Below are 21,187 nucleotides of genomic sequence, written 5' to 3'. Positions count from 1 at the left end.
CAACTACCTTATACGCAGTCGTGCAAGCATCGCCCGTTAGCCAATGCCGAGGCAAGAGGTTCTCGAACGAGTAAAAGAGGCTGAGCAGGACGCCGACGACATCGTCGCTGAAGCCGAAGCCGAGGCCGAAGAACGCATCACCGAGGCGCGCGCGAAAGCCGAGGAGATTCGGACCGACGCCGAGGAGGAAGCGGCTGCACTAAAAGACGACCGAATCGAGGACGCGAAAGCAGAAATCGAGGCGGAACGCGAACGCGTCATCAAGGAAGGGAAGCAGGAGCGAGAGCGCCTCGAGGAGCGCGCGAAGCGAAACACCGACGAGGCGGTCGACCTCGCGGTAGCGCGGTTCACGGAGGCGGTGCATGCTCAGACCTGAGCAGATGAGCAAGGTGTCCGTCACGGGCACCAAAGGCGTCGTCGAAGACGTCATCGAAGTCGCACACGACGAGAACGTCGTCCACCTCACGCCGTACGCGGAAGACGCCGAGGGGTTCGAGAGCGGGTCGCCGCTCGAGGGCGCGAACGACGCGGCGGAGAAGCTCGTCACCGTCAGGTCGCTGCTCTCCATCCTCGACGTCTCGCCCGACGACGCGGGGAGTGCGCGCATCGTCACCGAGGACGCGCTGGAGACGGAGCTCGAAGCCGTCCGGCAGGAAGTCAACGAGCTCGACGACCGCCGGAGCGACATCGAGGACGACCTCGCGGCCGTCGAGGAGGCCATCGAGCGCACCGAGCCGTTCGTCGACCTCGGCCTCGACCTCGACCTCCTCGCCGGCTACGACTCACTCGAAGTCGCCGTCGGCGAAGGTGACGCCGCCGCCGTCGAGCACGCGCTCGCAGACGCGAGCAACGTCGCCCGGTTCGAGACGTTCACCGGGGACGACTCCGATATCGTCGCCGTCTTCGCCCACCCGGCGGACGGCGCGACGGACGTGCTCGACGACGCCCTCGCCGGCGTCGAGTTCCTGGCCATCGACGTGCCGGACGCCGACGGCTCCCCCGAGGAGCATCTCGACCGCCTCTCCCGGAGGAAGCGGAAGCTCCAGTCGAAGCTCGACAGCGTCGAGAGCGAGCTGGAGACGCTCGGACTCGAACACGCCGGGTTCCTCTTCGCCGCCGAAGAGGAGCTCTCCATCGCCGTGGAGAAGGCGGAAGCGCCGCTCCAGTTCGCGACCACGGAGCACGCGTTCGTCGCGGAGGGCTGGGTGCCGACGAGCGAGTACTCGTCGTTCGCGTCCGCCGTGAAGGACGCCGTCGGCGAGCGCGTCGAGATCGAAGAGCTCGAACGCGCGAGCTACGAGCCGCCGAGCGACCACCACGCCGTCGCCGACGGCGGCGAGGAGGAACGCCCGCCCGTCGTCCAGGACAACCCCGCCGCGATGAACCCGTTCGCGTTCCTCGTGCGCGTCATCAACCGCCCGAAGTACTGGGAGATCGACCCGACCGTCGTCCTCTTCCTCACGTTCCCCGTCTTCTACGGGTTCATGATCGGGGACGTCGGGTACGGGCTGCTCTACACGCTCGCCGGCGCGTTCCTCTACACGCGCTTCGACAGTGAAGGTATCAAGAGCCTCGGCTCCGTCGGCATGTGGGCCGGTGGGTTCACGGTGCTCTTCGGTATCCTCTACGGCGAGATATTCGGATTCCACGTCCTCGGTGAGGTGCTCTGGCACGGCCACCCGCCGATCCACAAGGGCCTCCAGCCGGGCTATCTCGGCTACGCCCAGCTCTGGCTGGCGGTCTCCATCTTCGCCGGCGTCATCCACATGACGGTCGGGCAGGCGTTCGGCTTCATCACTGAAGCCCGCGGCCACGGCGTGAAGACGGCCGTGCTGGAGAACGGCTCGTGGGTCCTCATCATGGTCGGCGTCTGGGGCTGGATCTTCAGCCGCCACCTCGCCGACTCGAAACCCGACTTCATCTACGAAGTCATGAACGGCAGCCCGGTCGCGCTCGGGTTCGCCGGGTTCTCGTCGACGGCCGGCGTCGTCGCGCTCGGCGTCGCGCTGCTCGGCCTCCTCCTGCTGCTCGCAGCGGAGGGCGCACTCGCGCTCGAAGAAGCGCTGAAGACGGTCACACACGTGCTCTCGTACACGCGGCTCGCCGCGGTCATGATCGCGAAGGCGGGGATGGCGTTCGTCGTCAACCTCCTGTTCTTCGGAGCCTACCAGTACGAAGGGGAGTTCCACTTCCTCACCGGGCAGACCGCCGCGGAAGCACTGCAACACCACCCCGAAGCCTCCATCATGTTCCCGGGGCTCGTTCACAGCGGCATCGCCGGCGTGCTGGGCGGCATCCTCGTCCTGCTCATCGGCCACGTGTTCGTGCTAGCGCTTGGCGTCACAAGCGCCGGCTTACAGGCTATACGCCTCGAATACGTCGAGTTCTTTGGGAAGTTTTATGAAGGCGGTGGGGAGAAATACGAACCGTTCGGTCACCAGCGAACGCACACTACACAAGACTAACCAATGTTCGAAATCACAGTAGCCTTTGCCAACGCGCTCGCATCGCTCGCCGGCTTCACCGACCTCGCTCTCGCCGAAATCAACGGCGACTTCGCGACGGGCCTCGCCGCCCTCGGCGTCGGTATCGCCGCGCTGGGCGCGGGCGTCGCAGAGGGTGGAATCGGTGCCGCCGCCGTCGGCGCGATCGCCGAAGACGAGGACTTCTTCGGGGTCGGTCTCCTGTTCACGGTCCTCCCTGAAACGCTCGTTATCCTCGCGCTCGTCGTCATCTTCATCGTCTAAACGCTGACGATGAGCCTGGACACAGTCGTCGAGGAGATTCGAGACGATGCCCGCGCTCGGGCGGAGGAGATCCGCGAGCGCGCCGAGGCGGAAGCCGAGGACATCGTCGCCGAAGCCGAATCCGACGCCGACGAGATTATCGAGGAGGCGGAACAGGAAGCGGAGCGCGAGATCGAGCAGCTCCGCGAGCAACGCCTCTCGAGCGCGAAGCTCGAAGCGAAACACGAGCGGATGCGCGCTCGCCGGGACGCTCTCGACGACGTCCGCTCGCAGGTCGAAGACCAAATCGCGTCGCTCGACGGCGACGAACGCCGTGAACTCACGGAAGCGCTGCTCGACGCGGCGCTCGCGGAGTTCGACGAGGGCGAACAGCTCGCTGTCCACTACGCGCCGCAGGACGCGGAGCTCGTCGCGGACCTCGTCGAGGAGTACTCCTCGGCGGAGCCCGCCGGCGAGTTCGACTGTCTCGGCGGCGTCGTCGTGGAGAGCGAGACGTCCCGTGTCCGCGTGAAGAACACGTTCGACAGCGTGCTCGAAGCGGTCTGGGACGACGACCTGAAGGACATCAGCGACACGCTCTTCGAGGACCAATGACGACCATCGGCCGCGACGCGTCGAACTACGCGTACGTGAACGCTCGTGTTCGCTCTCGGTGGGCGGCCCTCCTCGACGAGGAGGATTACCGCACGCTGATGCGAATGGGGCCGGCCGAGATCGCGCGATTCCTCGAGGAGTCCGAGTACCAGACGGAGATCGACGAGCTGGCGTCCCGGCACACGGGCGTCGACCTCGTGGAGTACGCCCTGAACCGGAACCTCGCGAAGCACTGCGAGGACCTCCTGTCGTGGGCGGAAGGCCGGATGGACGACCTCCTGACGCGCTACCTCCGGAAGTTCGACGCGTGGAACGTCAAGACGGCGCTCCGCGGTGTCTACTCGGAGACGGACGCGGCGACCATCGAGACGGACTTCATCCGCGCCGGCGAGCTGGACGAGCGAACGCTCGCGCAGCTCGGCGAGGTGAACGACGTCGGCGAGGCCGTCGACGTGCTCGCCGACACCATCTTCGGCGAGCCGCTCGCCGCGGCGTACGGTGACTTCGAGGAGTCGGGGTCGCTCGTGCCGCTGGAGAACGCCACGGACCGCGCGTTCTACGAGCACCTCCTGAAGGGGCTCGGCGCGGCGACGGATTCGGGAACGCGGGAGTTCGTGAAGTTCCTGCAGGCCGAGATCGACTTCCGGAACGTCCGGAACGCGTTCCGGCTCGCGCGCTCCGGTGCCGACCTCGACCCCGCGGAGTACTACATCGAGGGCGGCCGCCTCTTCTCGGCGAGCGAGCTCAACAGCCTGGTCGGGCAGCGTGACGAACTCATCACGCGCCTCCGGGACAGCTCGTACGGCGACGAACTCGACGCCGCGCTCGAAGAGATCGAAGTCGAGGGCGGGAGTCTCATCGCGTTCGAGCACGCGCTCGACGCGGCGCTGCTCTCCTACTCGGACCACCTCTCGCACATCTTTCCGCTCTCCGTCTGCCCGGCGCTCGCGTACGTCCTCGCGAAGGAACGCGAGGTCGACAACATCCGCGCGATCGCTCGCGGCCGCGAAGTCGGCCTGAGCGAGGAAGAAATCGAGGAGGAACTCGTCATCCTATGACGCAGGAGATCGCCGTCGTCGGCAGCCCGGAGTTCACGACCGGATTCCGGCTCGCCGGCGTCAGGAAGTTCGAGAACGTTCCCGACGACGAGAAAGCAGCCGAGCTCGACGCGGCCGTCGAGCGCGTGTTCGACGACGGGAACGTCGGCATCGGCGTGATGCACGCAGACGACATGGAGTATCTCTCCCGGGACGTCCGGGAGCGAGTGGAGACGAGCGTCGAACCGACGTTCGTCCTGCTCGGCACCGAGGGGGCCGGTGAGACGGGCCTCCGCGACCAGATTCGGCGCGCTATCGGGATCGACCTGATGGAGTCCGACAACGAGGAAGGAGAATGAGTCAGGCAGTAGAAACCATTGATTCCGGCGTAATCGAGAGCGTGAGCGGCCCCGTTGTGGTCGCCACGGACCTCGACGCCCAGATGAACGACGTCGTCTACGTCGGCGACGAGGGACTCATGGGCGAGGTCATCGAGATCGAAGGCGAACGAACGACCATCCAGGTCTACGAGGAGACGTCCGGCGTCTCCCCCGGCGAACCCGTCGACAACACGGGGAACCCGCTCACGGTCGACCTGGGCCCGGGCCTCCTGGACACCATCTACGACGGTGTGCAGCGCCCGCTGGACGTGCTCGAAGACGAGATGGGCGCGTTCCTCGACCGCGGTGTCGACGCACCGGGCATCGACATGGAGAAAGAGTGGGAGTTCGAGCCCACCGTCGAGACCGGTGACGTCGTCGAGCCCGGCGACATCGTCGGGACGGTCGACGAGACCGTCAGCATCGAACACAAGGTCCTCGTCCCGCCGACCTCCGAGGGCGGCGAGGTCACCGCGGTGAACGCGGGCGCACACACCGTCGACGAGACGGTCGTGGAGCTCGACAACGACGAGGACATCGCGATGCTCCAGGAGTGGCCGGTCCGCGAAGCGCGGCCGTCCGGCGACAAGCAGACGCCGGAGACGCCGCTCATCACGGGGCAGCGCGTGCAGGACGGGATGTTCCCCATCGCGAAAGGCGGGACGGCGGCGATTCCGGGGCCGTTCGGCTCCGGGAAGACCGTCACGCAACAGCAGCTGGCGAAGTGGAGCGACGCGGACATCGTCATCTACATCGGCTGCGGCGAACGCGGGAACGAGATGACGGAAGTCATCGAGGACTTCCCGAACCTCGAAGACCCGACGACCGGGAACCCGCTGATGGCGCGGACGAGCCTCATCGCGAACACGTCGAACATGCCCGTCGCAGCGCGCGAGTCCTGCATCTACACGGGCATCACCATCGCGGAGTACTACCGCGACATGGGGTACGACGTCGCGCTGATGGCGGACTCCACGTCCCGCTGGGCGGAAGCGATGCGCGAGATCTCCTCGCGCCTCGAAGAGATGCCCGGCGAGGAGGGTTACCCGGCCTATCTGGCCGCGCGCCTCGCGCAGTTCTACGAGCGCGCCGGCTACTTCGAGAACATCAACGGGACCGAGGGGTCGGTGTCCGTCGTGGGCGCGGTCAGCCCGCCGGGCGGCGACTTCTCCGAGCCGGTCACGCAGAACACGCTCCGTATCGTGAAGACGTTCTGGGCGCTGGACGCGGACCTCGCCGAACGCCGGCACTTCCCGTCCATCAACTGGAACGAGTCGTACTCGCTCTACAAGGAGCAGCTCGACCCGTGGTACCGAGAGAACGTCGCGGAGGACTTCCCGGAGCGCCGCCAGTGGGCGGTCGACGTCCTCGACGAGGAGGACGAGCTCCAGGAGATCGTGCAGCTCGTCGGGAAGGACGCCCTCCCCGACGACCAGCAGCTCACGCTCGAGGTCGCGCGCTACCTGCGCGAGGCGTGGCTCCAGCAGAACGCGTTCCACGACACGGACACGTACTGCTCCCCGGAGAAGACCTACCGGATGCTCGGTGCCATCAAGACGCTCAACGACGAGGCGTTCAAGGCCCTCGAGGGCGGCGCGCCCGTCGAGGAGATCACGGCCATCGAGGCCGCGCCGCGCCTGAACCGCATCGGCGTGCAGGAGGAGTGGGAGTCCTACATCGACGACCTCGAAGCGGAGATCACCGAACAGCTCCAGGAGCTCTACTAAGATGAAGGAATACCAGACGATAACGGAGATTAGCGGCCCGCTGGTGTACGTCGAGACGGACGAACCCATCGGGTACGACGAGATCGTCGAGATCGAGACGCCGGACGGCGACGTGAAACACGGCCAGGTGCTCGAGACGTCCGACGGCCTCGTCGCGGTGCAGGTCTTCGAGGGGACGACGGGGATCGGGCAGGACGCGAGCGTTCGCTTCCTGGGCGAGACCCTGAAGCTCCCGGTGACCGAGGACCTCCTCGGTCGCGTGATGGACGGTGCCGGGAATCCGATCGACGGCGGCCCGGACATCGTGCCGGACAAGCGCCAGGAGATCGTCGGGAAAGCGATCAACCCGCACGCTCGCGAGTATCCGGAGGAGTTCATTCAGACGGGCGTCTCCTCTATCGACGGGATGAACACGCTCGTTCGCGGGCAGAAGCTTCCGATCTTCTCGGCGTCCGGCCTGCCGCACAACGAGCTCGCGCTCCAGATCGCCCGACAGGCGACCGTCCCCGAGGACGAAGAAGCGGGCGAGGATACGGAGTTCGCAGTCGTCTTCGCCGGGATGGGCATCACGGCGGAGGAGGCGAACGAGTTCATGGACGACTTCGAGCGCACGGGCGCGCTCGAACGCAGCGTCGTCTTCCTCAATCTCGCCGACGACCCGGCGGTCGAGCGGACGATTACGCCGCGGATGGCGCTCACGGCCGCGGAGTACCTCGCGTTCGAGAAGGACTACCACGTCCTCACGATCCTGACGGACATGACGAACTACTGCGAGGCGCTCCGCGAGATCGGCGCGGCCCGCGAGGAAGTCCCGGGCCGCCGTGGCTATCCGGGCTACATGTACACGGACCTGGCGCAGCTCTACGAGCGCGCCGGCCGCATCAAGGGCCGCGAGGGGACCGTCACGCAGATCCCCATCCTGACGATGCCGGGTGACGACGAGACGCACCCGATTCCCGACCTGACGGGGTACATCACGGAGGGCCAGATCATGATGGACCGCGACCTGAACAGTCAGGGCATCCAGCCGCCGGTGAACGTCCTGCCGAGCCTGAGTCGGCTGATGGACGACGGCGTCGGCGAGGGCCTCACTCGCGGCGACCACTCCGGGGTCTCCGACCAGCTGTACGCGGCGTACGCGGAAGGCGAGGACCTCCGCGACCTCGTGAACATCGTCGGTCGCGAGGCGCTCTCGGAACGCGACAACCGCTACCTCGACTTCGCGGACGCGTTCGAGAACAAGTTCGTCCAGCAGGGCTACCAGACGAACCGCGACATCGTCGAGACGCTCGACATCGGCTGGGACCTCCTCTCGATGCTCCCGAAGTCGGAGCTCAACCGCGTCGACGAGGAGTACATCGAGCAGTATTACGGCGAGGACACGGCGGAGTCCGAATCGGACGAAGCCGACGGCGACGCGGAAGCGGAAGCCGAAGCCTAACTCGCTTCTCTTTCCTCGTTCTCGAACCCGTAGTGGCGACGCCGACGAGTCGAAGGTGTGGGCTGATTCTGCCGTCGGCGTCGACGCTTCGGCGTGGCGGCGAGCGGGTCGTCGACAGGCGGAACGGGAGTGTCACGGCCGTCCGCGCGCGGTGGGACTGAAAACGGTTAACTGGCTCCGCTCGCAAGCCAATCACAATAGACCATGGCCGAGGACGTCAAACCGACGCGGAAGAACCTGATGGAGATCGAGGACCGCATCGAGCTCTCCGAGCAGGGCCACGACACGCTGGAGCAGAAGCGTGACGGGCTCATCATGGAGTTCATGGACATCTTCGACCGCGCGCAGGACGTGCGCGAGGACTTAGAGACGTCCTACGACGACGCCCAGCAGACCATCAACATGGCGCGGGCGATGGAGGGCGACGTCGCCGTTCGCGGGGCGGCGGCGGCGCTGAAAGAGCACCCCGAGATCACGGTGGAGTCGAGCAACATCATGGGCGTCGTCGTGCCGCACATCGAGTCGTCGAAGGTCCAGAAGAGCCTCGACGAGCGCGGGTACGGCGTCATCGGGACGTCCGGGCGTATCGACGAGGTCGCGGACGCCTACGAGAACCTCCTCGACCAGATCATCCTCGCCGCGGAAGTGGAGACGGCGATGAAGAAGCTCCTGCGCGAGATCGAGCGGACGAAGCGCCGCGTGAACGCGCTGGAGCACAAGGTCCTGCCGGAGCTCTACGAGTCCCAGGAGTACATCGAGCAGAAGCTCGAAGAGCAAGAGCGCGAGGAGATCTTCCGGATGAAGAAGGTGAAGAACAAGAAGGAAGAAGAAGAGCGCGCGGCGCGGGAGGCCGCGGAGGCCGAGGCCGAAGGGGAAGCGGAAGTCACTGCGGACTGAGAAATCAGTTTTCCGCGTTCGGCGTGGGGTTCTCGGTCGGGTCGTATTGATACCGACTCGTCTGCCGAACCGGGTCGTATTGGCACCGGCGACGACGCCGGCTTTTCGTACGTCTGTCGAACCCCCGATAGGACATCTGTCGGTGTTCTGCGGTCACATAAAACATGAGTTAAGCGGCTGGAGTACGACGAACGACGTAGTCACCGGTTAGCCAGTCATGTCAGGGAAATACGACCTAGTCATCGTCGGCGGCGGCATCAGCGGCGCATCGCTCCTCTACACCGTTGCGAAGTTCACCGACGTCGAGTCGGTCGCGCTCGTCGAGAAGGAAGACGAGATCGCGGCGATCAACTCCCACGTCACGAACAACTCGCAGACGCTCCACTTCGGCGACATCGAGACGAACTACACGCTCGAGAAGGCCGAAGAAGTCAAAGAGGGCGCGGAGCTCCTCGCGGGCTACCTCGAGAACCACGACGGCGAGCGCGAGATGCACTCGAAGCGCTCGAAGATGGTGCTCGGCGTCGGCGACGAGGAGGTCGCGAAGCTCGAAGAGCGCTACCACGAGGAGGGCTTCGGGGACCTCTACCCGAAACTCCGCCCCATCGAGCGCGACGAAATCGCAGAGTTAGAGCCGAAGGTCGTGGAGGGCCGCGACCCCGCGAAGGACCTGCTCGCGCTCCAGACGCCGGACGGCTACGTCGTCGACTACGGGCAGACCGCCCAGTCCTTCGTCGAGAAAGCGGAGGAAGAGGAGGGCGTCGACGTCTTCACGGGGACGAAGGTCGAGGACGTCACGGAGACGACGGAGGGCTACACGCTCACGACGGACGAGGGGCCGTTCGACGCGGACGTCGCCGTCGTCGCCGCGGGCTCGCACAGCCTCCAGATCGCGAAGGAGATGGGGTACGGCGAGGGGAAGGTCCTCCTCCCGGTCGCGGGGAGTTTCTTCCTCGCCGAGGACTTCCTGAACGGGAAGGTGTACACGCTCCAGATGAAGAAGCTCCCGTTCGCGGCCGTGCACGGGGACGCGGACGTCCACGACGACTCCATCACGCGCTTCGGGCCGACCGCGAAGCTCGTCCCGACCCTCGAACGCGGTCGCCTGAACACCGTCGGCGACTTCCTCGACGTCTTCGGGCTGAACGTCGCGTCCTTCCTGTCCTACGGGAACATCCTCGCCGACCGCATCCTCCTGCCGTACGTCCTCCGGAACCTCGTCTACGACGTCCCCGAGGTCGGAAAGCGAACCTTCCTCCCCGAAGTCCAGAAGGTCGTGCCGAGCGCAGAGCTCGACGACATCGAGCGCGCGAAGGGCTACGGCGGCGTCCGCCCGCAGATCGTCGACACGAAGAAGAAATCGCTCGACATGGGTGAAGCGAAGATCGTCGGCGACGACGTCATCTTCAACATCACGCCGTCGCCGGGCGCGTCCACCTGCCTGAAGAACGCGATGCGCGACACGCACACCGTCATGGACTTCTTCGACGGCGAGTACGAGTTCGACGAAGAGGCCTTCCGCGCCGACACCATCGGGAACTTCCCGCGCGGCGAAAACGGAGAGGAACTCGAGAGCGCGGTCGAGGAAGTCGACGAAGACGAAGAATAACCCCGGACGCGCGGGTTTCGCGTAGTGTTTTCCCGGTCGCGGGAGTAGTCGAGATATGACCTGTCAGCACTGCGGCGGCGAGACGCTCGCCTTTCCCGTGCCGGAGGCGGCGCGCGACCACCTGCCGGACGACCGGCCGGGCGGCGAGCTCTGTACCACCTGCCTCCGCGTGACGCCGACGGACGACCCACCGAGCGAGTATCCGGACTTTCAAACTATCAGCGACGCCTTCCCCCGCGATAGCGAGGCGGGTGCGGTGCTCGCGTGCCTGCTCGCCGTCGTCGACTCCGTCGCGCTCTACCGGAGCGAGCTGTCGGCGCTCGCCCGCGACGCCGAATCCCGCGGCGTCGACGTCATGCTCTTCCTCGACCGCCTCGACGCCGACGAAGCCCTGCAGCCCTACTTCGACGTCGACCGGCGGAACAGGCAGTTAGAACAGTTGCTCTACGAGTAGCGAGCGCACCCCAGAATATACCTTCCCGTACCCGTACTGTCGATAGGTATGCAGGTCGCCATCCTCTCTGACACCCACCTGCCCGAGCCGGCGGACGAACTCCCCGACGCCTTCCGCGAGCGAATCGCGGACGCCGACCACGTGATTCACGCGGGCGACACGGCCTCCGAACAGGCGCTTGCCGACCTCCGGAGTCTCACCGGCGACCTGACGGCCGTCTACGGGAACGCGGACCCCGACGACATCGACCTGCCGAAGGTCGCCGCACTCGACGTTGTGGACGTCACGTTCGTCGTCACGCACGGGATGATAAACCACGTTCGCGCGGCCGTCTACCCCTCCTCCGCGGGGCTCGTGCTCTCACGCGACGACTGGCTCGACGCCGTCACCGACACCGCGCGAGCGCGCGCCGGCGGCGAGGAGACCGTCATCGCCGTCGGCGGTCACATCCACGAAGTCGTCGACGAAATCCACGACGGAATTCGCGCGCTCAACCCCGGCACTGCGTGCGGCGTCGGCGTCGACAGCGCGACGATGATGACCGCCAGTGTCGACGACGGCGACGTCGACGTCACCGTCCACGAAGCCTGAAGAGTACGCCCACACTTCTGTTGCTGGAAGAGAAGACCCGTACGGTCAGCAGCCGCGCAGACAGACGTCTAGCTCAACGGGGAGAAACCAGAGTCAGGCATTCGCGACCCGAGCGGCTCGAAGAGCCCGGAAGGGTCGCGATTCACTCGCGGCTTCGCCGCGAGGCCAAGGAACCCCCGGTAGGGGGTGACGCAGTGCTTTTGTCGTAGCTTTTACCGAGCGAGTGAGCGAAGCGAACGAGCGCAGCGTAAAAGGTACTTTTAGACGCCGGTGGAGTAGCGGAGGAGGCCGGCGACGCCGCCGAAGGCGTTGAGGAGCTGTTCGCCCTTCTCGAAGTCGGTGGAGATGAACTTGGTGTCGGTGCCGCGCTGGTCGGCGATGTTCATGAGGTGTTCGATGAGGTCGTCGCGTTCGGCGTCGCTGGCGTCGACTTCCTCGCCGCACTCCGTGCACTCGTGGGGTTTGGTCTCGTGGCGGGCGTCGACGACTTCGCGTTCGTCGTGGCCGTTCGAGCACTCGTAGGTGACGACGTCCTTGCGGAGGTCCTCGGAGATGAGGAGCGTCTCGACGGATCCCATGACGAGGTTCTTCCGCGTGGGTTCGAAGCCGTACGTGGCCTCCTCGCCGGCGTTGAGCTGCTTGAAGAACTGCTGCATGAGGTTCTTGTCCTCCATGATCTCCGCGTCGGCGAGCGCCTCGGAGCCGGCGTCCACGAGGTCGTAGAGGCCGGATTCGTCCGTGTAGGAGACGTCGAACTTGCCGAGGACTTTATCGCGGAGTTCGTGGTGGAGGTAGTCGCCGTCGAGGAACTCGTCCTTCGTGGGGCTGGGGCCGCCGACGAGGATGCCGTCGAGCTCGTGGCGCTGGGCGACGAAGAGGTCGTTCGCCATCCCGGCGACCTCCTGGTAGAAGTTGTCGATGGCTTCGAGGCGCAGGCGAGCGAAACGCTGGGCGGACTGACCCCCTTTCCGCTGCTTCCCGGGGACGAGCGAGGACGCGGACTTCACGGGTTCGACCCGTTTGCCTTTTAGCCAGCCGACGTTCGCCTCGCGGCGGTCGAGGACGATGAGGCCGTAGAGGCCCTTGTCGGCGAGCATGTGCTCCAGGGGCTCCGTGAGGAACTCGCTGTCGCAGTGATAGCGGAAGGACTGGATGGACTGCGGCGGCGATTCGAGGACTTCGGTGACCATCTTCGTCTGGCCGCCGCCGGAGTCCACCGCGCCCGAGAAGAGCACGAGACCGTTCTCCGGCGGGAACGTGTCGTAGTACCGAAGGCGGTCCTTGATAGACGTGAGAGCGTCTTGTACCGCAGTTCGCGTCTGCTTCGACTTGATGTTCGACGCCTCCGAGTGCTCTTGCGTGACGTGCGCGACGACGTCGGAAACCTGCTTGTCCGGCGGCACGTAGATGGTGACGAGCTGTGTCCCTGACCCCGAGTAGTCCTGGAGATCCTCGATGAGCTTCCGGAACTCGTACTTTCGGCGGTCTTCGGACACCTCCTCGCCCTCCTGCTCGCTCATTACCTATTTCTACCCTACGACGCGGTAAGTACCCTTTGACGTTTCGCGGGCCGCCCGAGACGCCGCGTGAACGCGGGCGACACGCTAACTACCTGGAGTCGAAACACCACGGCGATGACCGACGCCACCGGCCTCCACGAACTCCTCGCGGGCGCGGACGAACTCCTCGTCGTCTGCCACAACAACCCCGACCCCGACTGCCTCGCGAGCGCGCTCGCGCTCGGCCGCATCGCCGCCGCCGCCGGCATCGACGACCGGAAGATCCTCTACAGCGGCGACATCTCCCACCAGCAGAACCGCGCGTTCGTCAACCTCCTCGACATCGACCTTCTCCCCTTCGACCCCGCGCTCGTCCAAGACCGCGCCGCCGACACACTCCTCGCCTTCGTCGACCACTCCGTCCCCGGCGCGAACAACCGCGTCCCCGACGGCACCCCCGTCGACATCGTCATCGACCACCACCCCGCCGACGACGTCGCCGCGCGCTTCGTCGACCACCGCGAAACCGCCGGCGCGACCGCCACCATCCTCACCGAATACGTCCACGCCCTCGACGTCGAACTCGACGCCACGCTCGCCACCGCCCTCCTCTTCGCCATCCGCCGCGAAACCCTCGGCTTCCTCCGCGGCGTCACCCGCGCCGAATACGACGCCGCCGGCCGCCTCCACGAACACGCCGACATCGACCTCCTCAACAAGCTCTCCACTCCCTCCGTCACCGGCGCGACCATCGACGCCATCGCCACCGCCATCGAGAACCGGAAGATCCGCGGCGCGTCCCTCATCACCCACGTCGGCCGCACCACCGACCGCGACGCCCTCCCCCAAGCCGCCGACTACCTCGCCACCCTCGAAGGCGTCGAAACCGCCATCGTCTACGGCATCGTCGACGACGCCATCCACCTCTCCGCGCGCTCCACCGACAGCCGCATCCACATCGGCGACGCCATCCGCGAAGCCTTCGAAACAGTCGGGAGCGCCGGCGGCCACCGCGAGATGGCCGGCGGCGAAATCCCCCTCGGCATCTTCGCCGACTACACCACCGACGACACCCAACTCCTCGCCATCGTCGAACAGATCGTCACCGCCCGCCTCGTCGCCGGCCTCAACCTCAGCGTCGAAGAAGACGAAGACCGAAGCGAGAGAGAATAGCACGCGACGCCGCCGTTCGCCTCGCTCGTGCAGCCCGAACCGCGTGACGCGCGGCTTCGCCGCTCGCTGGTTCGGCTGCGCCACTCAGCCACGACTGCGTGCTCGCTGGTCGTCCCTCCCCGCTCGCTTTACCGAGGTTCGAAGCGCCTCGTTCCGTTCGGCGCTTCGAACCTCGTCCTGCTCACGGCGCTTCGCGCCGTTCGCTTCGACGTGACTCTCACTCGCTATCGCTCGTTCCGAGTCACGCTGCTCGCGTGTCGCTCCCACAGGTCGCTCCCGCTCGGTTTAACGTGGCTCCTGCGGAGCCACGTCTACATCGATTCTGGCGCTTCGACCCCGAGCACGTCGAGGGCGTTCGCCAGCGTATCCCGCGCAGCCGCCACGAGCGCGAGGCGGGCGTCGCGCGTGGCGGGGTCGACGTCGTCGGCGAGGACGGGGCAGGCGCGGTAGAACTGGTTGAAGGCGTCGGCGAACTCGCGGGTGAAGGTGGCGACCTGGTGGGGGCGGAGGTCTTCGGCCGCGCCTTCGATGACGCCGGGGAAGCGCGCGACCTCGCGGACGAGGTGGCGTTCTTCGTCGGCGTCGAGGAGGCTGGCGTCGACGGTGTCGCTCGCGCCGTCGGCAGCGTCGAGGATGCCGCAGGCGCGGGCGTGGGCGTACTGGACGTACGGCGCGGACTGGCCTTCGAAGTCGAGGGCGTCGTCCCACTCGAACGTGATGGCTTTCGACGGCTGCTTGGAGACGATGTCGTAGCGGACCGCGCCGATGCCGACCTGGTGGGCGATGCGGTCGACGTCGTCCGCGTCGAGGTCGTCGTCGCGGATGCGGTCTTCGAGGCGGTCTTCGACCTCGGCGCGCGCGCGACTGATGGCTTCGTCGAGGAGGTCGTCGAGGTCGATGCCGGTGCCGGCGCGCGTGCTCATCGACTCGCCGCCGGGGAGGTTCACCCAGCCGAAGAGGATCTGTTCGAGCTGGCTCGTGTCCTCGCCGAGGAGGTCGAGCGTCGTGCGAATCTGGTCGGCCTGGAGGGTGTGGTCCTCGCCGAGCACCGTGACGGCGCGGTCGTAGTGCTCGAACTTCCACTGGTGGTGTGCGAGGTCGCGCGTCGGGTAGAGGCTCGTGTCATCAGAACGTAAGAAGACGAGGTTCTTGTCGATGCCGTACTCGCCGAGGTCGAGCTGCCACGCGCCCTCCTCGAAGACGGCTTCGTCCATCTCCTTCAGCGTGTTCGCGAGGTCGCGCGTGGGTTCGGGCATGAAGCGCGTCTCCTTCACGAACTCGTCGAACTCCGCGGGGAGGCGCGCGAGACACTCCCGCATCCCGCCGAGGACTTGGTCGACGACTTCGGTGACGCGCGCCTTCGTCTCCTCGTCGCCCTCTTCGAGGCCCTGCATGATGGCCTGAATCTCGTCTTCTGCTTCCTCGACCTTCGCCGGGTCGGCGTCTTCGAGGAAGGCGTTTCCTTTCCGGTAGTACCGAACGAGGTCGTACTCGACGCGGTCTCGCGCCGGCGGTTCGTCGAAGTCGTCCTCGTCGAACGTCTCGTACGCCCACGTGAAGACCGCCATCTGGCGGCCGGCGTCGTTCACGTAGTAGTGGCGGTCGACGTCGTGGCCGGCGTAGTCGAGGAGGCGCGCGACGGCGTCGCCGACGATGGGGTTCCGCGCGCGGCCGACGTGCACGGGACCAGTCGGGTTCGCCGACGTGTGCTCGACGACGACGTCCTCGCCGGTCGCGGGGAGGCGGCCGTGGTCCTCGTCGGCCGTCTCGATGGTGTCCGCGTAGTAGTCAGCGGTCGGCGTGAAGTTCACGTACGGCCCCTGCGACGAGACGCCGCCGAGGTAGGTGTACCCCGACACGTCGACGGCGTCGGCGACGTCGGCCGCGACCGCCGGCGGCGGCGACTCCGCCACGCCGGCGAGCCGGAACGCCGCGCTCGACGCCAACACGGCGTCGACACCCTCCGGCGGCTCCTCGATACCCAGGTCGTCGGTCGGATAACCGAGGCTGTCGAGCGCGCCCGCGAGGGCGTCCTCGACCTCCTCGCGGAAAGCCAGGAACATAGAGAGGATTCCACCGCGCGCAGGCAAGAGCGTTCCGAAGAATCGACGGTCGAACGCCCCGCCCCACGCCACCACAGCGCACTACTCTCCCGCCCGTCGAACTGGGTCAGAGGGTGAGCCACTCCCCCGCCCGTCGAACCGGGTCAGAGGGTGACCGTCTCGCCGTCGTCGGGGATCGCGACGTCGTCGACGGCCTCGCGGAGGTCGTCGCGGGAGAGGAGGCAGTGATTGATAGCGTCCATGTGGACGGCGAGGACGTCGGTGCCGTCGCTCACGTGGTCGCGGACGTTCGCGACGCCCTCCGCGGTCATCGTGATGGGCTCGCCCTCCAAGAACTGCGCCGCGCCGGCGTTCAGGACGACGGCGTCCGGGTCGTGGTCGTCGATGGTCTCAGGGACAGCGTCGTACCAGACGGTGTCGCCGGCGATGTAGAGGGATTCGGTGCCGTCGAGGACGAACCCGCAGACGGGAGCCATCGCTTCCGCGAGGTCGCCGTGGCCGTGACGGGCCGGCGTCCGATGGAGCGTCACGCCCTCGAACGTCTCGCCCCCGTCGACGGGGCGAACGTCGGTGAGGCCGTCCGCCTCGAAGTGCTCGGCGTCCGCGGGGTTGCAGAAGACGGGCGTGCTCGGGTCGACGGCGTCCGCCCACGCGTCCCAGTGGTCCGTGTGGCGGTGCGTGACGAGGACCGCGTCGTGAGCGAGGGCCGAATCGCCATCAGTCACCGCGTCGGGGAGGTCGACGAGCGGGTTCCGCCGCTGGTTCGGCGTGTTTTCGACCGGTGGGTTCGCGCCGGCGTCGGAGAGCATCGGGTCGACGAGGAAGCGCACGCCGTCCAGTTCCACGAGGAGCGTCGCGTGCCGCAGGAGAGTCACGTCCATACGCGACGCTTCGGTCTACAGCGAGTTGAAACTACCCCGAAGGCACATACCACGAGAGAGATACGGTCCGGTATGCGTCGCACCCTCCTCGCGGTCGTCGTCTGCGTCGCGTTCGCGGCCGGTGCAGCGCCGGGCGTCGCCGCCGGCTCGGGAGCCAGCGAGGACGTCGAGGCCGTGAGCGGCCTCGGTTTCCACACCGTCTCGTCGCCGGTCGAACACGGCCGCGACCCGACGATACGCGTCGGCTACAGCGCGCAGGCGAACGCGACCGTGTTCTTCGCGCTCCGGGACGCCGACGGCGCGTTCGTCGGGCACACCGGCCCGGTCGAGACGCGCGCCGGGAGCGCCGTCGACGGCCGCCGCGTCCCCGTCGACGACCTCGCCGGCCTCCGCACGCTCACCGTGACCGCGTACGTGGACGACGGCGACCGCGCCTTCGACCCGGCGGCCGACCGGCGGCTCGCGACGAACGCGACGCGAACGTTCTTCTTCGCCGGCGACGACCCCGCGCTCGGGAACGTCGCGGCGGGAGCCACGCCGGCCACGCGGAACGTCACCACCACCTACCGGGTGACGGTTCCGGCGTCCGGCCCGCTCACGGTGTCCGCGCTGGCGATAGACGCGCGCCACACCGGACTCCGCATCGACGGACGAGCCGCCAGCGTGAACCTGAGCATCAGTGGGAACCTGACTCGCGCGCCCGTGGCGAACGTCACCACGACCGGGAGCGGCGTCGCCGTAATCGACCTCGACCGCTCGTACGCCCTCGCCGAGAACGACTACGCCGTCGTGTCGCTCCCCGGCCGGACGCCCGGCCGCGTCGGCAGTCGAACGCTCTCCGTCGCCGTGAACCCGCGGTCGCCGGACGCCGCGACGGACACCGCGACAGTCGACGTCGAGCGCGCCGTGCCGACCATCGAATCCGTCGCCGACACCGCGCCCGTCGCGGGCGAACTCGACGTCTCCTACCGCGCGCCGGTCGGTGCGCACGCGTTCTTCGTCGCCGAGCAAAACGGCACCCGGCTCGGGCACAGCGCGCTCGTCGCGCCGGACGACCCCATCGAGACCGACGGCGGCGTCCGCATCGACCTGCCCGACGGGCTCGCGGGCGAGACGACGCTCCGCGTCGTCGCCTACAACGACACGAACGGGAACGGCGACTTCGACCCCGACGCCGACGAGCCGTACGCGCGGAACGGCGCGCTCGTCGCGGAGACCGCCACGCCGACCATCGGCGCGCAGACGACGGGCGTCGGAGACGAAAACATGGGTTCGTCGCTCATCTGGTCCGCCGCCGCCGTCGGAGTCAGCGCGGCCCTCCTGCTCGTCGCCGTCGCCGCCGTGGCCGTGGCACTCCGCCGCCGAATCGTCAGCGACTAGCGGCCGGCGTGCGGCGCGAGCGTCCCTCGTCGTCGAGAGCGTCCGGATGGAGGATTCCGGCGAGGTCTTCCAGCGCGTCGACGAGGCGGGGGCTCGGGCAGTTCAACACGTCGCCGTCCATCACGTGCACGTCGTCTTCCTGCACGGCGGTGATGTCGTCCCAGCCGTCGCGTTCGCGGAGTTCGTCGAGGTCGCGGCGCGTGTGCGCGGGCGAGTAGCCGCAGGGCGCGACGACGAGCGTCTCGGGGTCGAAGTCCACGATGTCCTGGAAGTCCTCGGGGCCGCTGTACGCGCCGGCGTCGGTGATGCCGTACTCGCCGCCGGCGAGGTCGACGAGTTCGGGGACCCAGTGGCCGGCGACCATCGGCGGCGTCATCCAGTCGAGGACGAGACACCGCCGCTCGTCGAGGTCGCGCGTGGCGTCGCGGACGCGCTCGACGCGGGCGTCGAGGTCGGCGACGAGGTCGGCGGCCTTCCGTTCTCGTCCGAGCGCGGTGCCGATGCGTTCGACGTCGTCGAGCACGCCGTCGAGCGAGTGCGAGTCGGTCGTGAGTAGCTCGCAGTCGAGGTCGAGGGCGGCGACGGCGTCGGCGACGAACGCCGAGTCGACGGCGCAGACGTCGCAGACGCCCTGCGTGACGACGAGGTCGGGGTCGACGCGTTCGAGGACGTCCTCGTGGACCTCGTAGATGGGGTCGTCGGCGTCGAGCTGGGCGTTGATGGTCTCGGAGTCGGCATTCGGGTCGACGCGGCAGGCGGTGGCGCGCGGGCGGTCGGCGGCCGCGGGCGGGTAGGTGCATTCGTGGCTGACGGCGGCGGGTTCGACGCCGAGCGCGTAGGCGGTTTCCGTCGCGGACGGCAGGAGCGTGACGACGGTGGGCGCGGTCATAGCTGGACTGTGGGCACAGAGCGCCGTAAAGCCACCCGACGCGCGGCGGCGCGTGACGCCACGTTTTTCCTTCTCCGCGCCCCTTCTACGCGGTATGCCACAGCAGGTCGACTCGCCGAACTACCACCACGAGGGACATACGGCAGCGCAGACGTGCGGGTGGACGGCGAACGCGCTCCGCGGCGAGGGCACCTGCTACAAACACGCCTGGTACGGCATCCGGTCGCACCAGTGCATCCAGATGACGCCCGTCGTTCGGTGCAACGAGCGCTGCGTGTTCTGCTGGCGGGACCACAACGGCCACGCCTACGAGCTCGACGGCGTCGAGTGGGACGACCCGGAGGCCGTCGTCGACGCCTCCATCGAGCTCCAGAAGAAACTCCTCTCGGGGTTCGGCGGAAACGACGAGGTCCCCCGCGAACGCTTCGAGGAGGCGATGGAGCCCCGGCACGTCGCCATCAGCCTCGACGGCGAACCCACGCTCTACCCCTACCTCCCCGAACTCCTAGAGGCCTTCCACGACCGCGGGCTCACGACGTTCCTCGTGTCGAACGGAACACGTCCGGAAGTCCTGCGAGAGTGTGACCCGACGCAGCTCTACGTCTCTGTGGATGCGCCGGAGCGCGCGACGTTCGACGACGTCGTCGGGGCGATGGAGGACGACGCGTGGGAGAACCTCGTGGAGACGATGGACGTCCTGCACGGGAAGGAGGAGACGCGGACGGTGTTGCGGACGACGCTCGTCGAGGGCGAAAATATGAGAAATCCGGACTGGTACGCGGGCTTCTACGAGCGCGCGGACCCGGACTTCGTCGAGATGAAGGGGTACATGCACGTCGGGCACTCGCGGGGGCGGTTGAGCCGGGAGTCGATGCCGTCGCCGGAGCGCGTCGACGAATTCGCGAGCGACGTGCAAGAATACATGGACGGGTTCGACCACCGGTTCACGCAGGAGGCCTCTCGGGTCTCCTTGCTCTCGAAGACCGAGGACACGTGGGTGCCGAAGCTCCGGCCGGACTCGGAGTTCTGGGCGTAGCCGAGGCAATCGTTTCCGTTTCTGGGATGGTTATCATTTCCGGTAGGGTTATGGGCGCGGGCCGAGAATTCTCCCAGTATGGCTCAGCGCATGGACGCCGACGTCGGGTACGACGAACTCGCCGTCCTCAAACTGCTCGCGCTCGACGGCGGCCTCCGCGGCGAAGTGAAAGTCTCCTGCTCCGACCTCGCCGGCCGCCTCGACGCCTCGAACCAGACCGCCTCGCGCCGCCTCCAAGCGCTGGAGGACGCCGGGTTCGTCGAACGCGACCTCGTCACCGACGGCCAGCTCGTCGACATCACTGACGCCGGCGAACGCGCCCTCCAACACGAGTACGAGGACTACCGCCGCATCTTCGACGGCCCGACCGACGTCACCCTCCACGGAACCGTCACGGGCGGGATGGGCGAAGGCCGACACTACATCAGCCTCTCCGGCTACAACCGCCAGTTCAACGAGAAACTCGGCTACGACCCCTATCCCGGCACGCTGAACGTCGAACTAACGGAGCAAAGCCGGCGGGAGCGCGCCGCGATGGAGCGCCTCGACGCCGTCCCCATCGACGCCTGGGAGGACGAAGAACGCACCTACGGCTCGGCGTCCTGCTACCCCTGCACGGTCGAGAACACCGAAGGCGATGCGTTCGCGCCCGCACACGTCATCGTCCCCGACCGCACCCACCACGACGAGAGCAAACTCGAAATCATCGCGCCCGAGAAACTCCGCGACGAACTCGGCCTCGTCGACGACGACACCGTCGCCGTGCGCGTCACCCCGCGGGAGGACTAG

General features: G+C 67.3%; 20 protein-coding genes. 16 read left to right on the top strand and 4 right to left on the bottom strand.

The genetic code is table 11. From position 1 onward, the window contains the following. Positions 1-43 precede the first annotated feature (43 nt). From ahaH to IEY26_RS01995, 12 genes are all read left to right on the top strand, one after another. Entirely contained in the window at positions 44-376 is a 333-nt protein-coding gene (ahaH, locus tag IEY26_RS02050; protein ID WP_188975337.1) for an ATP synthase archaeal subunit H, read from the top strand. Further along, complete coding sequence (locus IEY26_RS02045) at positions 363-2,465, top strand: V-type ATP synthase subunit I (protein ID WP_188975335.1); 2,103 nt, start codon at positions 363-365, stop codon at positions 2,463-2,465. The genes ahaH and IEY26_RS02045 overlap by 14 nt, the downstream gene beginning before the upstream one ends. A 3-nt stretch (positions 2,466-2,468) precedes the next feature. Next, positions 2,469-2,747 (top strand): F0F1 ATP synthase subunit C, encoded by a 279-nt coding sequence (locus tag IEY26_RS02040; protein ID WP_188975333.1) that lies wholly within the window; start codon positions 2,469-2,471, stop codon positions 2,745-2,747. A gap of 9 nt (positions 2,748-2,756) precedes the next feature. Next, positions 2,757-3,341, top strand: coding sequence for a V-type ATP synthase subunit E (locus tag IEY26_RS02035; protein WP_188975331.1), 585 nt, complete (start codon positions 2,757-2,759; stop codon positions 3,339-3,341). Between the two features lie 5 nt (positions 3,342-3,346). Then, positions 3,347-4,399 (top strand): V-type ATP synthase subunit C, encoded by a 1,053-nt coding sequence (locus IEY26_RS02030; RefSeq protein WP_188977078.1) that lies wholly within the window; start codon positions 3,347-3,349, stop codon positions 4,397-4,399. Beyond that, the gene (locus tag IEY26_RS02025; protein WP_188975329.1) at positions 4,396-4,737 is read left to right on the top strand and encodes a V-type ATP synthase subunit F; all 342 of its coding nucleotides are present in this window, start codon (positions 4,396-4,398) and stop codon (positions 4,735-4,737) included. Before IEY26_RS02030 ends, IEY26_RS02025 begins: the two co-directional genes overlap by 4 nt. Next, positions 4,734-6,485, top strand: a complete 1,752-nt coding sequence (locus IEY26_RS02020) for an ATP synthase subunit A (RefSeq protein WP_188975327.1) — start codon at positions 4,734-4,736, stop codon at positions 6,483-6,485. Before IEY26_RS02025 ends, IEY26_RS02020 begins: the two co-directional genes overlap by 4 nt. Position 6,486: 1 nt before the next feature. After that, complete coding sequence (locus IEY26_RS02015; RefSeq protein ID WP_188975325.1) at positions 6,487-7,926, top strand: ATP synthase subunit B; 1,440 nt, start codon at positions 6,487-6,489, stop codon at positions 7,924-7,926. A 204-nt stretch (positions 7,927-8,130) separates the two neighbouring features. After that, complete coding sequence (locus IEY26_RS02010; RefSeq protein ID WP_188975323.1) at positions 8,131-8,823, top strand: V-type ATP synthase subunit D; 693 nt, start codon at positions 8,131-8,133, stop codon at positions 8,821-8,823. A gap of 217 nt (positions 8,824-9,040) precedes the next feature. Beyond that, positions 9,041-10,432, top strand: a complete 1,392-nt coding sequence (locus IEY26_RS02005) for an FAD-dependent oxidoreductase (RefSeq protein ID WP_188975321.1) — start codon at positions 9,041-9,043, stop codon at positions 10,430-10,432. Between the two features lie 55 nt (positions 10,433-10,487). Next, positions 10,488-10,886 (top strand): DUF6276 family protein, encoded by a 399-nt coding sequence (locus tag IEY26_RS02000; RefSeq protein WP_188975319.1) that lies wholly within the window; start codon positions 10,488-10,490, stop codon positions 10,884-10,886. A gap of 48 nt (positions 10,887-10,934) precedes the next feature. Continuing rightward, a complete protein-coding gene (locus IEY26_RS01995; RefSeq protein WP_188975317.1) occupies positions 10,935-11,477 on the top strand; it encodes a YfcE family phosphodiesterase in 543 nt (180 codons plus the stop codon). A 260-nt stretch (positions 11,478-11,737) separates the two neighbouring features. Here the strand turns inward: IEY26_RS01995 and prf1 are convergent, their stop codons facing one another. Next, the gene (gene prf1, locus IEY26_RS01990; protein WP_188975314.1) at positions 11,738-12,997 is read right to left on the bottom strand and encodes a peptide chain release factor aRF-1; all 1,260 of its coding nucleotides are present in this window, start codon (positions 12,995-12,997) and stop codon (positions 11,738-11,740) included. 114 nt (positions 12,998-13,111) lie between these two features. On the opposite strand from prf1, the gene IEY26_RS01985 reads away from it, so the two are divergent. Further along, positions 13,112-14,149 (top strand): DHH family phosphoesterase, encoded by a 1,038-nt coding sequence (locus IEY26_RS01985; protein ID WP_188975312.1) that lies wholly within the window; start codon positions 13,112-13,114, stop codon positions 14,147-14,149. A 311-nt stretch (positions 14,150-14,460) separates the two neighbouring features. Here IEY26_RS01985 and argS read toward each other — a convergent pair whose 3' ends face one another. Both argS and IEY26_RS01975 read right to left on the bottom strand, forming a co-directional pair. Continuing rightward, entirely contained in the window at positions 14,461-16,212 is a 1,752-nt protein-coding gene (gene argS / locus IEY26_RS01980) for an arginine--tRNA ligase (RefSeq protein ID WP_188975310.1), read from the bottom strand. Positions 16,213-16,355: 143 nt separating this feature from the next. Beyond that, complete coding sequence (locus IEY26_RS01975; protein WP_188975308.1) at positions 16,356-17,093, bottom strand: MBL fold metallo-hydrolase; 738 nt, start codon at positions 17,091-17,093, stop codon at positions 16,356-16,358. A 72-nt stretch (positions 17,094-17,165) separates the two neighbouring features. Between IEY26_RS01975 and IEY26_RS01970 the strand changes: the two genes are divergently transcribed. Further along, positions 17,166-18,473, top strand: coding sequence for a DUF7282 domain-containing protein (locus IEY26_RS01970; protein ID WP_188975306.1), 1,308 nt, complete (start codon positions 17,166-17,168; stop codon positions 18,471-18,473). On the opposite strand, the gene IEY26_RS01965 is transcribed toward IEY26_RS01970, so the two are convergent. After that, positions 18,463-19,362 carry an ABC transporter substrate-binding protein gene (locus IEY26_RS01965; RefSeq protein ID WP_188975304.1) on the bottom strand — a complete coding sequence of 300 codons (900 nt, stop codon included), beginning with the start codon at positions 19,360-19,362 and terminating at the stop codon, positions 18,463-18,465. The two genes, IEY26_RS01970 and IEY26_RS01965, sit on opposite strands and share 11 nt — an antisense overlap. Positions 19,363-19,456: 94 nt before the next feature. Here IEY26_RS01965 and twy1 point away from each other — a divergent pair, with 94 nt between their 5' ends. Then, positions 19,457-20,398, top strand: a complete 942-nt coding sequence (gene twy1 / locus IEY26_RS01960) for a 4-demethylwyosine synthase TYW1 (RefSeq protein ID WP_188975302.1) — start codon at positions 19,457-19,459, stop codon at positions 20,396-20,398. A 78-nt stretch (positions 20,399-20,476) separates the two neighbouring features. Beyond that, positions 20,477-21,187, top strand: a complete 711-nt coding sequence (locus tag IEY26_RS01955; RefSeq protein WP_188975300.1) for a DUF120 domain-containing protein — start codon at positions 20,477-20,479, stop codon at positions 21,185-21,187.

The organism is Halocalculus aciditolerans (genome assembly GCF_014647475.1).
Taxonomy (GTDB): domain Archaea; phylum Halobacteriota; class Halobacteria; order Halobacteriales; family Halobacteriaceae; genus Halocalculus; species Halocalculus aciditolerans.
This window is presented reverse-complemented; position numbering and strand designations above follow the sequence as displayed.